We start from the raw sequence: 13597 nt of genomic DNA on the forward strand, positions 1-13597 counted from the left end.
TGTGTATTTTCTCCTTAGGTAGTATATCACACCCTACTATGTTATTCAATAATAATTTCAAAAAAATTTTGGTATATTTTTATCCAACAATTACCTACCTAAGAATTCTTTCATAATTATACTAAAAAATAAAGAAGTCCTAAGACTTCTTTACTATTTTATCTTCTTTAATTCTTCTAAAAGCTTGTCATTTAATATTCTAATATGAGTACCTTTCATACCTAGGGATCTTGATTCGATTACCCCTGCACTTTCAAATTTTCTTAATGCATTTACTATAACAGATCTTGTTATTCCAACTTTATCTGCTATTTTAGATGCTACTAATAATCCTTCTGTACCATCTAATTCATTAAATATATGTTCTACAGCTTCTAATTCTGAATAAGATAATGTTCCTATAGCTAATTGAACCACAGCTTTTTTTCTTGCTTCTTCTTCTATTTGATCCTGTTTTGATCTTAATATTTCAAGACCAATTATTGTAGCACTATATTCTGCTAACACTAAGTCTTCATCAGTAAATTCTTTATCAAATCTAGCTAATAGTAATGTACCTAATCTTTCTCTGTTTCCATTTATAGGAACTATTGTTGATAATTTATTATTTATTGAACAATCCTTTAAATTATCAAATACACATTTATCATGGTTAGGTGAATTTGATAAAGTTTCATTTACATTTAACAATTTATTATTGTAGAAGTCTGGGAATCTATTTTCTTTTAAAACAACTTCCCTTACTTCATCACATTCAAATCCTGAATAAAATTTAGATCCCAATATCTTTCCTTTTCTACTAATTATATATACGTTGCACTCTAAAACATCACTTAATAAATCACATATATCTTCGAAATCTACTGGTTCTGTACCTGATTTTTGCAATATTCTATTCAACATTCTTGTTTTATCTAGTAATGAACTCATGGGTTTTCCTCCTTATATTACCTCTTTTACTTTAATTTATATATTGATTCCTGCTGCCTTTTTATATTATGTCTCTAAAAATTTTGACTATTAAAAATATTTAGAATTGTTGCCTGTCCTTATCTATAATAACATAAGGGTTTCTTTATTTCAACATTTAAGATATATAAATAACAATTATTTATATAAATTAATTATTAATACATTACTCTTTATTATTTAAATATTTTCTATGCTTACATTCTGAATTAGCACATTCATAGTATTCACCTTTAGCTTTACTTTGTTTTTTTACCATGTAGCTTCCACATTCTTCACACTTTTCTTTTACAGGTTCTGACCAACTTACAAAATCACAGTCTGGATAATTACTGCATCCATAAAACTTTCTACCTTTTCTACTTTTCTTTATTAAAACTTTTCCATCTCCACATTTAGGACACTTAACATCTATTTCCTCTACTATAGGTTTAGTATTTTTACAATCCGGATATCCTGGACATGCTAAGAAATCTCCATATCTTCCATGTTTTATAACCATATTTCTTCCACATTTTTCACATATTACATCTGTTACTTTATCTTCAATGGTTACTTTTGCTATTTCTTTTTCTGCTATTTCTATGGATTTTTTTAATGGCTGAAAGAAATCATCTACTACCTCTCTCCATGATTTTTTTCCTTCCTCTATATAATCTAGCTTATTTTCCATATCCGCTGTAAATTCTAGATCCACTATTTGTTTAAAATATTCACTTACTATGTTATTTACTATGTCTCCTAGTTCTGTAGGTTTTAATGTTTTTTTCTCTCTTTCTACATATTTTCTATCTAATATAGTAGATATAATAGGAGCATAAGTACTTGGCCTTCCTATACCATTTTCTTCTAAAGTTTTTACTAAAGAAGCTTCTGAATACCTAGCTGGTGGTTGGGTAAAATGCTGACTTTTATTTATAGATTTTTCTTTTAGTATTTCATTTTCTTCTAATTGAGGTATCTTTATACTATCCTTTTCTTCTTCTGTAGAATATTCATATACCTTCATGAAACCATCAAAAGCTATTAAGGATCCACTAGCTCTTAATCCATATTTGCCATTTTCTATACTTATAGATGTTGAATCTAGAATACAAGAAGCCATTTGGCTTGCTACAAACCTTTTCCATATTAATTCGTATAGTTTATATTGTTGAGGTGTTAAGCTTTCCTTAGCCAGTGTAGGAGTTATTCCAATATTAGTTGGTCTTATAGCTTCATGGGCATCCTGTATATTTTTCTTTCCTTTAAAAACTCTTGGAGTTTTTGGTATATATTCCTCTCCAAAATTACTTTTGATATGCTCTAAAGTTGATTTTTGAGCTTCTTCTGATATTCTTATAGAATCCGTTCTCATGTAAGTTATAAGACCTACTGCACCGAAGCCCTTAATATCTATACCTTCATATAGTTGTTGAGCTATAGACATAGTCTTTTTAGTAGGAAAATTTAATTTCTTATAAGAATCCTGTTGAAGAGTACTTGTAGTAAAAGGTGGTAAAGGATTTTTATTTTTCTTTGTCTTCTTTATTTTTTTTACAATAAATTCACCTTTTTTTAAGTCTTGTATTACTTCAATAGCTTCCTCTTCATTAGTTATCTCTATTTTTTTTCCTGATTTAGTAGTTAACTTTATTATGAAAGGCTTTTTATTTTTTTCCTTATGTACCTCACATTCTATAGTCCAATACTCTTTTGGTATAAATTCTTCAATTTCTCTTTCTCTATCGCATATCATTCTTAAAGCCACAGATTGAACTCTACCTGCACTTAATCCCCATTTAATCTTGCTCCATAGTATAGGGCTTATTTTATATCCTACTAATCTATCCAAAACTCTTCTTGCTTGCTGAGCGTCTACTACATTTTCATTTATTTTTCTCGGAGATTTTATTGCTTTCTTTATAGAAGTTTTAGTTATCTCATTAAATTCTATTCTACATTCCTCGTTCTCATCTATTTTTAAAACATGAGCTAAATGCCAAGAAATAGCTTCTCCCTCTCTATCCGGGTCCGTTGCTAAATATACTTTAGAGCTTTTTTTAGCTTCTTTTCTAAGCTTATCTAAAAGTTCACCTTTTCCTCTTATTGTTATATACTTAGGATCATAATTGTTTTCTATATCAACACCTAACTGACTTTTAGGTAAATCTCTTACATGTCCCATTGATGCCTCAACTACATAGTTCTTTCCTAAATATTTCTTTATGGTTTTAGCTTTTGCTGGTGATTCTACTATTACTAAATTTTGTCCCATTTTTTGTCCCATTCTATTTCTCTGGTAAAACTAATAACCAGAGTCACACCCCCTTACCTGATATACTAAATTTAAAATTACACCCTTTTTATGGTGCTACTATTTTTATTAAACCTTAGTGAGAATTATACATTAACTTAATGTTATATCAAGTGATTCTTAGATTCAGGTGGAGTTTCTTTAAAATAATTACTTTTCTCCATCTGAACATAAAAAAAACTTATCCAGGTACTTAGCAGTGCTTAGCTCCCACTTTCATAAAAACAAATACCTCAAATCTTAAGTAGCGAACCCAAATCTATGATTTAGAATGAATCGCTTACTCAAAGTGCTGATTTGTAATGAGTCGTCTCCATAGACTGCTGTTTTGGTGATGCCCTCTCAAAAAGTCTATAGGAATATTATCAATGGTAGCACTTGGATAAACAGGTTTTTATAATATTTATATATACCTACAAACACTTTTATGTGTAATATATAAACTCTATATTTTTATATTATACTCTACCCATTAGGATTTAACATAATAGTTGCCAGCCAAACAAATTATTTCTTTTTTTAGCTGCAATTCAAATAATACCTCATATAAATGTTTTATGTCAATATCCATTAATTTTAATAAGTCATCTATATGTTTAGGTTCATGGCTTAATACATTGTAAACTTTTCCCTGCAAGCTGTCCTTTAAAGCCACCTTGTTATTCTTATTATTATTTATTTTTATTTTTTCTATACCCATATAATTTAAAATATCTTCTACAGTTGTAAATACATAGGCGCCTTCTTTTATAATTTTATTTGTACCTATGCTTTCCCTGGAAAATATAGAACCTGGAACTGCTACTACATCCTTTCCTTGTTCTAAAGCTATTTCTGTAGTTATTAATGATCCACTCTTTTCTCCCGCTTCTACAACTATTACTATATCACTTACTCCACTAATTATTCTATTTCGCCTAGGGAAATTATAGGATAAAGGTGGTGTTCCTGGTAAGAATTCAGATATTACACATCCATCATCACTTATAATATCATATATTTTTTTATTTTGCTTTGGGTATACAACATCAATACCACTACCTAAAATTGCTGTAGTAAAACCTTTATTCTCTATACAATATAAATGAGCATAATAGTCTATACCTTTAGCCATTCCACTAACTACCATTATGTTATTATCAGCCAAAGTTTCACTTATAATTTTGCTTACCTTCATACCATAGGTAGAACACTTTCTAGAACCTACGATAGCGGCACTTTTAAGATTATTTAACCTTTCTATATTCCCTTTATAGAACAACACAGCTGGTGCATCTTCATAGTTTCTTAATTTGGATGGATATTCTTTTTCCATATAGTTTATTATTTTGATATTGTCTTGTAATATCTTATTTTTCATATTTTTTATTTTTTCTTTATTCCAGGCCATTTTAAAATTGTTTATTACTTTAACTATGTTTTTATTTATATTTTCTTCATATTTAAAATTTTGTACATAATCAAATATATTGGATACAGACTTAAATTCCTGTAATAATTTTGTTTTTATATTATTTGAAACCTTGGCACTAGCATACCATAAATTTAACTCTATCATTCTTATCACCTTTTTATAATTTTATCTTTAAATTGTGGTCAAATATTATTTTTTTATTCATTTTTACCATATAAAAAAATAAATATTAGAAAATACTTATATATTTAAATAAATAGTCAATAATTTATATAATATAAAGATATATTTTTATAAATTATATATGAAATAAAATATATATTAAATTATGAGGTGATTTTTTTGACTAGTAAAGTTATTACAGCTACCTTAAATGGAGCTTGCTGTAATTTAATATCTGTAGAAGTAGATATAAGTCATGGTCTTCCTGCCTTTAATATAGTAGGTCTTGCAGATACCTCCGTTAAAGAATCCAAAGAAAGGGTAAAATCCGCAATAACAAACTCAGGTTATGAGTTTCCTATAAGCAAAATAACAGTAAATCTGTCCCCTGCTGATATAAGAAAAGAAGGTTCTTCCTTTGATTTACCTATAGCTCTTGCTATATTAGCTGCTACGGAGCAAATCAATGATGAATCCTTAAAGAGTTATATAATTTTAGGGGAACTTTCACTATTTGGAGAGATAAATAAAATAAGGGGTGCTCTTCCTATAGCCTTAGAAGCTTTAGAAAACAATTATTTTAACTTTATAGTTCCTATAAGTAATGCTAATGAATGTGCTATGCTAGATAAAATAAATGTTTATCCCTTTTCCAATTTAAAAGAAGTTATTCATTTTATTTGTTACAAAGATTTACTTCCACATAAAATTGATACAAACAACATAGCTTCTAATACAGTAAAAGAAAAAGATTTCTCTGAAATAACTGGTCAAGAAAGCTCAAAAAGAGCTTTAGAAATAGCTGCAGCAGGCTCTCATAATGTAATAATGTCCGGTCCTCCTGGTTGCGGTAAAACTATGCTAGCTGAAAGATTCCCTTCTATAATTCCTGAATTAAATTATGAAGAATCTTTAGAAGTAACTAAAATATATAGTATAGCTGGTAAATTAGATAAAAATGGTTCATTAATAACCAAAAGACCTTTTAGAAATCCCCATAGTACTTCCTCTCAGGCAGCCTTAACTGGAGGTGGAATACATTTAATTCCTGGGGAAATTTCTTTAGCTCACAACGGTATTTTGTTTTTAGATGAAATATTAGAATTTAAAAAAGCAGTATTAGAAGCTTTAAGGCAACCTTTAGAAGATAAAAAAATAACTATAAGTAGATTTAATGGTACCGCTACTTATAACTCAAATTTTATATTACTAGGAACTTTAAATCCCTGTCCTTGTGGCTTCTTAGGTTCTGAAAAACCTTGCAGCTGCAGCGATTATGAAATTAAAAGGTACTTAAATAAACTTTCTGGGCCACTTTTAGATAGAATTGATATTTTTACCTTTGTTCCTTCTTTATCCTATACTGAAATTAGGAATAATAAAAATTCAGAATCCTCTGATGCTATAAAAGAAAGAGTAAATATAGCACGAAAAATACAAGAGAAGAGGTTTCTTAATGAAGGGATTTATACTAATTCCCAAATGAAAAGAATCCATTTAAAAAAATACTGTAATTTAAATATAGGAGCTTCCAATATATTAGAGAAAATATATGATAGGTTTAATTTAAGTGTTAGATCCTATGGCCGTATACTTAAAGTTGCTCGAACCATAGCTGACTTAAATAGTAATGGCAAAATTCAAAAGGAAGATATAATAGAAGCTCTACAATATAGAAAATTTATAAATAATGATATAGTATAACGAAAGGTGATATTTATGCACTACTGTAATAAAGATATTGGTTCTTTTGGTGAAACTATAGCTGCTGACTATATTAAAAATTGTGGGTATATTATATTAGAAAAAAATTTCAGGTGTAAATTAGGTGAAATAGATATAATAGCTAAAGATAAAAGTTTTATTGTCTTTATAGAGGTTAAAACTAGATATGGTTCTATTTATGGTAGTCCTAGTGAAGCTATAACTTTTAAAAAGCAAAATAAAATTTACAAAACAGCCCAATTATACATAATAAAAAAAGCTATACATAATAAATTTTATTTTAGATTTGATGTAATAGAAGTAATCTTAAACACCCTCAATAGTAATTACTCTATAAAACTTATAAAAAATGCTTTTCAAATATAATCAAATAAGTACTTCTATATTTAAATGGAAACACAAAATATGGTGTCTCAAAATAAAATATATTTAATTTTAACAGCACAAATATAAAAAATACACTTAATAAACCAATTCATATGTTTGTTAAATGTATTTTTTATATTTACCACATTAAAGTTAAATCTATTTTCAGATATCATCTTTTATTTATTCAATTTATGTTATATTTATTTAAATACAAAAATAATATAAATCACTTTATAAATAAGTTTTTTATTTAATTATAATATATTTGTTAAAAAACTCATTCTATGTATTTTAGAAGTTCCATATTTTTTTATTGCTTGTATATGTTCTTCTGTGCCATAACCTGCATTATGGTTAAAACCATACATACTTAACTCTTTAGAATATTCTTTCATCATATTATCTCTATATACCTTAGCTATAATGGATGCAGATGCTATACTAACACTTTTACTATCACCTTTTATTATAAATTCATTTCTTATGTTCAAATTTTTAACTGCATATCCATCAGATAAAACTAAATCAGGTTTTACATTCAGACCTTCTACTGCTCTTTTAAGTACTTCATTATTACTCCAAGCTATACCTCTTTCATCTATTGTTCTATTATCTACTAAGGCTATATTGTAGCTTATAGCTTTTTCTCTTATTATTATATCTAATTCTTCTCTCTTTTTTTCTGAAAGCTTTTTAGAATCCTTTATATTAAGTATCCTATGCATTTCCTCTACATTTAAATCTAAAACCACCGCAGCGGCCACAATAGGACCTGCTAAAGGCCCCCTGCCAACTTCGTCCACTCCTGCTATTAAATAACTATTGCCATATCTTCTATCGAAATTATACATAGTATTTATTCTTTTTAATTCTTCTTCATACTTATTTAAAAATTTTTCAAGAGACTCACCTAACTTTATAACATTTTTTCGAGAATCTTTATTTAATTTTTCTATTATGTCCATAATTTCTTGTTTTTGAGAAAATGTAAATTCTTTTTTAATTTTATCTGCAAATTCCTTTATTTCATTATATCGTATATTTTCTAAATTATTTATATTCATAACTATACCCCTATACTAATTTACCTTCTAGTATTTATTTTTTATTTAATATATATACTTATAAAAATGGATACATTGCTCTAATGTATCCTTCAATTATATGATATTATTACTCCTTAAGAGAACTTTCCTGTTCCTCTATTTCTATATTATCATTTATAATATCCTCTGGATCTTCTAAAGAAATAGCGCCTAATTTCCCAGCTCTAAATTCATCTAAAAGAATTACAGATATTCTATTATAGTCTATTTCTCCCTTAGAAATTAAAGCCCCTCTTTTTCTACCTATATTATCTAAGTTGTCTAAAGGATTTTCCTCTAATGCTTCTAATTTATATCTTTTCATCAATCTTTCTGGATATTTATCCTGAAGCCTTTCTACCAATCTTAAAGCTAAGGTTTCTATATCCATAATTTCATCTTTAATAGCTCCTGTAAAGGCTAAATTTAATTGTACAATTTCGCTATCTAGTTTTGGCCATAAAACTCCTGGAGTATCCATAAGTTCTATATCCATCTTAGTTTTTATCCATTGTTTGCTCTTTGTAACTCCTGGTCTATCTCCTACTTTAGCTATAGAGTTCTTAGCCATTTTATTTATAAAAGATGACTTTCCTACATTAGGTATACCTACTACCATAGCTCTATCTACTATTTTAACTAAACCTTTATTTTTCATTCTTTCATGTTTTTCTTTTAATAATTCATTTAATGTAGGTTTTATCTTATTTAATCCCTCTCCTGTTACAGAATTTACTGCTAAAACTTTTATATTATCCTGTGATAAGGAATTTATCCATTTTTTAGTTACCTTATCCTCGGCTAAATCCTTTTTATTTAAAAGAATTATTCTCGGCTTATTACCACATATATCTTCTATCTCTGGATTTTTACTAGAGCTTACTATTCTAGCATCTCTTATCTCTATTATGGCATCTACCATTTTTAAACTTTCTTTTATTTGTCTACGAGTCTTTGCCATATGACCTGGAAACCAATTTATATTCATCTTTATATCCTCCTTCTATTTTTTATCTAACGTTTATTAGCCCTAATACTTTCTCTTACTATGAAAATAGCTGTAACAAAATTAGTATTCTATACAAATTACTTAGTGCAAATTTTCACTTTGTATAAGTAATTAACTCTAACTTATAAATTGTTGACTTTTTCTAATTAAGGGTTATCCTATGTTAATATTTTTTAATATCTGCTTTCCTAAAATGAAAGATACGATATATTACATCCTTAAATAATGAATTTTCAACTTAAACTATAGAATTAAAAATTCACCTAAAGTTAAAAATTTTATTTATTCGTAGAGTACAAACTACCAAATTTGTTAAAAGGATATATTCTTATAGCTGCTCTTCCTACCACTAATTTATAATTTACAAAACCAACATCCGGGAATCTACTATCCCTACTATGATTTCTGTTATCTCCCATAACAAATACTGAATTTTCTGGAACTTTCACTTCATTAAAGTCTTCCATATAATTTTCCAGTATATAACTTTCTTCCTTAGCTTTACCATTTACATACACTTTATTATCATGTATACTCACTGTGTCTCCTGGAACAGCTATAACTCTTTTTATAAACTTTTCTCTAGTATCTGATGGATATTTAATTACAACTATATCTCCATCTTTAGGTTTTCTAAAATAATAACTTACCTTTTCTACTATAAGTCTATCTCTATTATTTAATGTTGGATCCATAGAATGTCCTTCTACACTTACGGTTTCAAATACAAAAGTTATAATTAAAAAAGCTGCTATTACAGCTACTATTATAGATTTTACAATTTCCATTAATTCTTTTAACATAAAATCCACCCCTCTTATATGAAAAAAAGGGACTTATGCTAAAGCCCCTTATGTTTCATTATATTCTTTCTTTAACTTTTGCTGCCTTACCTACTCTATCTCTTAAGTAGTATAGTTTAGCTCTTCTTACTTTACCTCTTCTTACAACTTGGATCTTCTCAATTAATGGTGAGTTAACTGGAAAAGTTTTTTCAACTGCTACATTGTAAGCAACTCTTCTTACTGTGAAAGTTTCTCTTGCTCCACCATTTTGTCTTTTTAAAACTGTTCCTTCAAATACTTGAACTCTTTCTCTAGTTCCTTCTTTGATTTTTTGGTGAACTTTTACAGTGTCTCCTACATTGAATTCTGGTAAATCACTTCTTACTTGTTCTGCTTCTATAGCTTTTATAACTTCTAACATTGTGCATTCCCTCCTTTAATTTTTTGACGTTCTTGCTTAAATTATGTAATACAATGTATATAAGCAGAGGACCGCCCGTACTAGCACAAAATTCATTTTACCATAGTAAAAATTTTTATTCAATATTTTTTACAACTAAAAAATATTTTTCCTATAATTTTTTATTAAAATCTTTTAATATTTTTTTATCTTCCTCTGTTAATCTATATTTTTTTAATAAATCTGGTCTTACTTTCTTAGTAATCATAAGGGATTTAGCTTTTCGCCATTTTTTTATATTTTCATGGTGACCAGATAAAAGCACATCTGGCACAGCTTTTCCCTCATATATAGGCGGTCTTGTATATTGAGGATATTCTAAAAGACCATTATAAAAAGATTCGTCTTCATAACTTTCACTACTTTTAAGTACTCCATCTACTAATCTACATATAGAATCTACTATAGGAATACAAGCCATTTCTCCTCCTGTTAAAACAAAATCACCTAAAGATATTTCCATATCTATATACTCATAGACTCTTTCATCTATACCCTCATAATGACCACATAAAAATATTAATTCTTCCTCTTTTGCCAGTTCTTTAGCTAAATTTTGATTAAAAGTTTTCCCTTTAGGTCCTAAAAATATAACCTTACCTTTATTTTCTGTTTTTACCATTTTTATAGAATCTACTATAGGTTGTACTGACATTACCATGCCTGCTCCCCCTCCATAAGGGTAATCATCTACTTTTTTATGTTTATTTATTGTATAATCTCTTATATTTACAGTGTTTATTTTTAAAATTTCCTTTTCCATAGCTCTTCCTATTATACTGTGATTAAATATAGAGAACATTTCAGGAAATAGTGTTAGCACATCTATTCGCATTGCCATATCTCCAAAGGTTTTATAGTTACAGTTTTGTTTTCTATATCTATATTTGTAACTATATCTTTTATGGCCGGTACTAATACCTCAATCTTTCCTTTTACCTCATACACATCATTGCTACCAGTTTTTATTACATCTGATATTTGTCCTATTTCTCTACCCTCTTCATCTATAACCCTGCATTCCATTAAATCTGCTATAAAATAACTTCCCTTTGGAAGCTTTACAGAATTTTCTCTTTTAATTTCTAAAAGCTTTTTCCTATATTTATTAGCCTCTTCTATAGAATCTATGCCATCTATTTTTAAAACCACATTATTAGGTTGAAGTTTACAGGATACTATTTTTCTTTCCTCTCCATCTATAAATACTTCTTTTAATTTTTTAAATCTTTTCATATCATCAGTTAAAGGATATACTTTTACTTCTCCCTTTATACCATGAGTATTTATTATTTCTCCTACCGCTAGAAACTCTTTCATATATCTTCTCTCCTCTAACCATTATATATTATAATTATTCCCATTTTCCTTTTATAAATTCAACAGTATGAAAATATATTATATATTAAAAAAGAGTTAGGTGCACCTAACTCTTCTAAATTATCTCAACAACAACTCTTTTGTTTTCTTTTATAGCTGCTGCCTTGACAACAGTTCTAATAGCTTTTGCTATTCTTCCCTGTTTTCCTATTACTTTTCCCATATCTTCAGGTGCAACTTTTAGTTCAAGAATTACGGATTGTTCTCCTAAAATTTCATTCACTTGAACTTGATCTGGGCTATCAACTAATGCTTTCGCTATAGTTTCAACTAAAGCCTTCATTTGAATACACCCCCAGTTAACTATTTAACAGAAATACCTGCTTTTTCAATTAATTTTTTAACTGTATCAGTTGGTTGCGCACCATTTTTCATCCATTTTTGAACTTTTTCTTCATCTAATTTTATAGTTGAAGGTTCAGTTATTGGGTTATAGTATCCTATTTCTTCTACGAATCTACCATCTCTTGGTGATCTAGAATCAGCAACAACTACTCTGTAAAATGGAGCTTTTTTAGCACCCATTCTTTTTAATCTGATTTTTACTGCCATGTTTTTCACCTCCTTTAAAAATCTATTTATTTAAAATGGTAATTTACCAAATAAACCTTTTTTAAATCCCTTTTCCATACCTTTCATTTGCTTCATCATTTTTTTAGAAGCCTGAAAGTCTTTAAGAAGCTTATTTACATGCTGAACATTTGTCCCTGACCCCTTTGCTATCCTTCTTTTTCTAGAAGGTGAGGAAGATATTAATGAAGGATTTCTTCTCTCTTTTATAGTCATTGAACTAATTATAGCTTCTGTTTTTTTCATTTCTTTTTCACTAGAACTTAAATCTATATTTTTTAATTCTTTGGAATTCATTCCTGGAATCATTTCTAATAGCTTGTTAATAGGACCTAATTTTTTCATTTGTTGCATGGATTCTAGGAAATCCTCAAAGTTAAATTCTTGATTTAACATTCTTTCTCCAATTTCTTTAGCCTTATCCTCATCTATAGATTGTTGTGCTTTTTCAATTAAAGAAAGTACATCTCCCATGCCAAGTATTCTTGAAGCCATTCTATCTGGGTAAAATACTTCTAAATCATTCATCTTTTCCCCTAAACCTACAAATTTTATAGGTTTACCTGTCATAGATTTAATAGAAAGGGCAGCTCCACCTCTTGTATCCCCATCTAATTTTGTAAGTATTACACCACTTATATCTAGTTTATCATTAAAATTATTAGCTACATTTACAGCATCTTGCCCAGTCATAGCATCTACCACTAATAGTATTTCAGTTGGATTCACTTCTTCTTTTATATTATGAAGCTCATCCATAAGTTCTTCGTCTATGTGAAGTCTTCCTGCTGTATCTATTATAACCACATTGTTTTTGTTATTTTTAGCATGTTCTATAGCGGCTTTAGATATGTCTACAGGACTTAATTTATCTCCCATAGTAAAAACCGGAATATCAATTTGTTTACCAACTACTTGAAGTTGCTTTATAGCTGCTGGTCTATATACGTCACAAGCTACAAGTAAAGGTCTTTTATTTCTCTTTCTAAGGTGAAGAGCAAGTTTTCCCGCCATAGTAGTTTTTCCTGCCCCTTGAAGACCTACAAGCATTATAACTGTTAGTCCTGAAGTGGAAGAATTTAAAGTACTTTCTGTACTTCCCATAAGCTCTGTTAACTCTTCATTTACTATCTTTATAACCTGTTGACCAGGTGTTAAACTTCCAAGCACTTCGTTACCCATGCATTTTTCAGTAACACTTTTTATAAAGTTTTTAACAACTTTATAGTTAACGTCTGCTTCTAATAATGCAAGTTTAACTTCTCTCATGGCTTCTTTTATATCTTTTTCTGAAAGCTTACCTTTACCTCTAAGCTTTTTTAAAGCATCCTGAAGTTTAGAAGCTAATCCATCAAATGCCATTATAATCCACT

At 28.4% G+C, this 13597-nt stretch carries 14 protein-coding genes; 2 read left to right on the forward strand and 12 right to left on the reverse strand.

Annotated elements, in window-relative coordinates; genetic code table 11:
- Nucleotides 1–153 precede the first annotated feature (153 nt).
- From codY to dprA, 3 genes are all read right to left on the reverse strand, one after another.
- Nucleotides 154–930 (reverse strand): GTP-sensing pleiotropic transcriptional regulator CodY, encoded by a 777-nt coding sequence (gene codY / locus ACYUEW_RS09770; RefSeq protein ID WP_003484839.1) that lies wholly within the window; start codon nucleotides 928–930, stop codon nucleotides 154–156.
- Nucleotides 931–1135: 205 nt separating this feature from the next.
- Entirely contained in the window at nucleotides 1136–3226 is a 2091-nt protein-coding gene (gene topA / locus ACYUEW_RS09775) for a type I DNA topoisomerase (protein ID WP_042385490.1), read from the reverse strand.
- Between the two features lie 511 nt (nucleotides 3227–3737).
- Nucleotides 3738–4823, reverse strand: a complete 1086-nt coding sequence (gene dprA, locus ACYUEW_RS09780) for a DNA-processing protein DprA (RefSeq protein WP_460276667.1) — start codon at nucleotides 4821–4823, stop codon at nucleotides 3738–3740.
- Nucleotides 4824–5021: 198 nt separating this feature from the next.
- Here dprA and ACYUEW_RS09785 point away from each other — a divergent pair, with 198 nt between their 5' ends.
- Nucleotides 5022–6545, forward strand: coding sequence for a YifB family Mg chelatase-like AAA ATPase (locus ACYUEW_RS09785; RefSeq protein ID WP_042384705.1), 1524 nt, complete (start codon nucleotides 5022–5024; stop codon nucleotides 6543–6545).
- Between the two features lie 15 nt (nucleotides 6546–6560).
- Nucleotides 6561–6932 (forward strand): YraN family protein, encoded by a 372-nt coding sequence (locus tag ACYUEW_RS09790; protein WP_003484835.1) that lies wholly within the window; start codon nucleotides 6561–6563, stop codon nucleotides 6930–6932.
- A 257-nt stretch (nucleotides 6933–7189) separates the two neighbouring features.
- On the opposite strand, the gene ACYUEW_RS09795 is transcribed toward ACYUEW_RS09790, so the two are convergent.
- The 9 genes from ACYUEW_RS09795 to ffh form a co-directional block, all read right to left on the reverse strand.
- Nucleotides 7190–7999: a ribonuclease HII gene (locus ACYUEW_RS09795; RefSeq protein ID WP_003484834.1), complete on the reverse strand. Its 810-nt coding sequence runs from the start codon at nucleotides 7997–7999 to the stop codon at nucleotides 7190–7192.
- A gap of 109 nt (nucleotides 8000–8108) precedes the next feature.
- A complete protein-coding gene (ylqF, locus tag ACYUEW_RS09800; RefSeq protein WP_003484832.1) occupies nucleotides 8109–9008 on the reverse strand; it encodes a ribosome biogenesis GTPase YlqF in 900 nt (299 codons plus the stop codon).
- 299 nt (nucleotides 9009–9307) lie between these two features.
- Complete coding sequence (lepB, locus tag ACYUEW_RS09805; RefSeq protein WP_003484830.1) at nucleotides 9308–9832, reverse strand: signal peptidase I; 525 nt, start codon at nucleotides 9830–9832, stop codon at nucleotides 9308–9310.
- 58 nt (nucleotides 9833–9890) lie between these two features.
- Nucleotides 9891–10235 carry a 50S ribosomal protein L19 gene (gene rplS / locus ACYUEW_RS09810; protein ID WP_003484829.1) on the reverse strand — a complete coding sequence of 115 codons (345 nt, stop codon included), beginning with the start codon at nucleotides 10233–10235 and terminating at the stop codon, nucleotides 9891–9893.
- Between the two features lie 151 nt (nucleotides 10236–10386).
- Nucleotides 10387–11109 (reverse strand): tRNA (guanosine(37)-N1)-methyltransferase TrmD, encoded by a 723-nt coding sequence (gene trmD, locus ACYUEW_RS09815; protein ID WP_080333545.1) that lies wholly within the window; start codon nucleotides 11107–11109, stop codon nucleotides 10387–10389.
- Nucleotides 11100–11594 (reverse strand): ribosome maturation factor RimM, encoded by a 495-nt coding sequence (rimM, locus tag ACYUEW_RS09820; protein ID WP_003484826.1) that lies wholly within the window; start codon nucleotides 11592–11594, stop codon nucleotides 11100–11102. The genes trmD and rimM overlap by 10 nt, the downstream gene beginning before the upstream one ends.
- Nucleotides 11595–11709: 115 nt before the next feature.
- Nucleotides 11710–11937, reverse strand: a complete 228-nt coding sequence (locus ACYUEW_RS09825) for a KH domain-containing protein (RefSeq protein ID WP_003362589.1) — start codon at nucleotides 11935–11937, stop codon at nucleotides 11710–11712.
- Nucleotides 11938–11957: 20 nt separating this feature from the next.
- Nucleotides 11958–12206, reverse strand: coding sequence for a 30S ribosomal protein S16 (rpsP, locus tag ACYUEW_RS09830; protein WP_003484824.1), 249 nt, complete (start codon nucleotides 12204–12206; stop codon nucleotides 11958–11960).
- Nucleotides 12207–12236: 30 nt separating this feature from the next.
- On the reverse strand, nucleotides 12237–13586 hold the full coding sequence (gene ffh, locus ACYUEW_RS09835) for a signal recognition particle protein (protein ID WP_003484821.1): 1350 nt from the start codon (nucleotides 13584–13586) through the stop codon (nucleotides 12237–12239).
- Nucleotides 13587–13597: the final 11 nt, after the last annotated feature.

Source organism: Clostridium sp. CTA-1 (genome assembly GCF_054768215.1).

Coding starts and splice junctions, on each gene's coding strand:
- codY (WP_003484839.1), bottom strand. CDS start 930: ATGAGTTCATTACTAGATAAAACAAGAATGTTGAATAGAATATTGCAA.
- topA (WP_042385490.1), bottom strand. CDS start 3,226: ATGGGACAAAATTTAGTAATAGTAGAATCACCAGCAAAAGCTAAAACC.
- dprA (WP_460276667.1), bottom strand. CDS start 4,823: ATGATAGAGTTAAATTTATGGTATGCTAGTGCCAAGGTTTCAAATAAT.
- ACYUEW_RS09790 (WP_003484835.1), top strand. CDS start 6,561: ATGCACTACTGTAATAAAGATATTGGTTCTTTTGGTGAAACTATAGCT.
- ACYUEW_RS09795 (WP_003484834.1), bottom strand. CDS start 7,999: ATGAATATAAATAATTTAGAAAATATACGATATAATGAAATAAAGGAA.
- ylqF (WP_003484832.1), bottom strand. CDS start 9,008: ATGAATATAAATTGGTTTCCAGGTCATATGGCAAAGACTCGTAGACAA.
- lepB (WP_003484830.1), bottom strand. CDS start 9,832: ATGTTAAAAGAATTAATGGAAATTGTAAAATCTATAATAGTAGCTGTA.
- rplS (WP_003484829.1), bottom strand. CDS start 10,235: ATGTTAGAAGTTATAAAAGCTATAGAAGCAGAACAAGTAAGAAGTGAT.
- trmD (WP_080333545.1), bottom strand. CDS start 11,109: ATGCGAATAGATGTGCTAACACTATTTCCTGAAATGTTCTCTATATTT.
- rimM (WP_003484826.1), bottom strand. CDS start 11,594: ATGAAAGAGTTTCTAGCGGTAGGAGAAATAATAAATACTCATGGTATA.
- ACYUEW_RS09825 (WP_003362589.1), bottom strand. CDS start 11,937: ATGAAGGCTTTAGTTGAAACTATAGCGAAAGCATTAGTTGATAGCCCA.
- rpsP (WP_003484824.1), bottom strand. CDS start 12,206: ATGGCAGTAAAAATCAGATTAAAAAGAATGGGTGCTAAAAAAGCTCCA.
- ffh (WP_003484821.1), bottom strand. CDS start 13,586: ATGGCATTTGATGGATTAGCTTCTAAACTTCAGGATGCTTTAAAAAAG.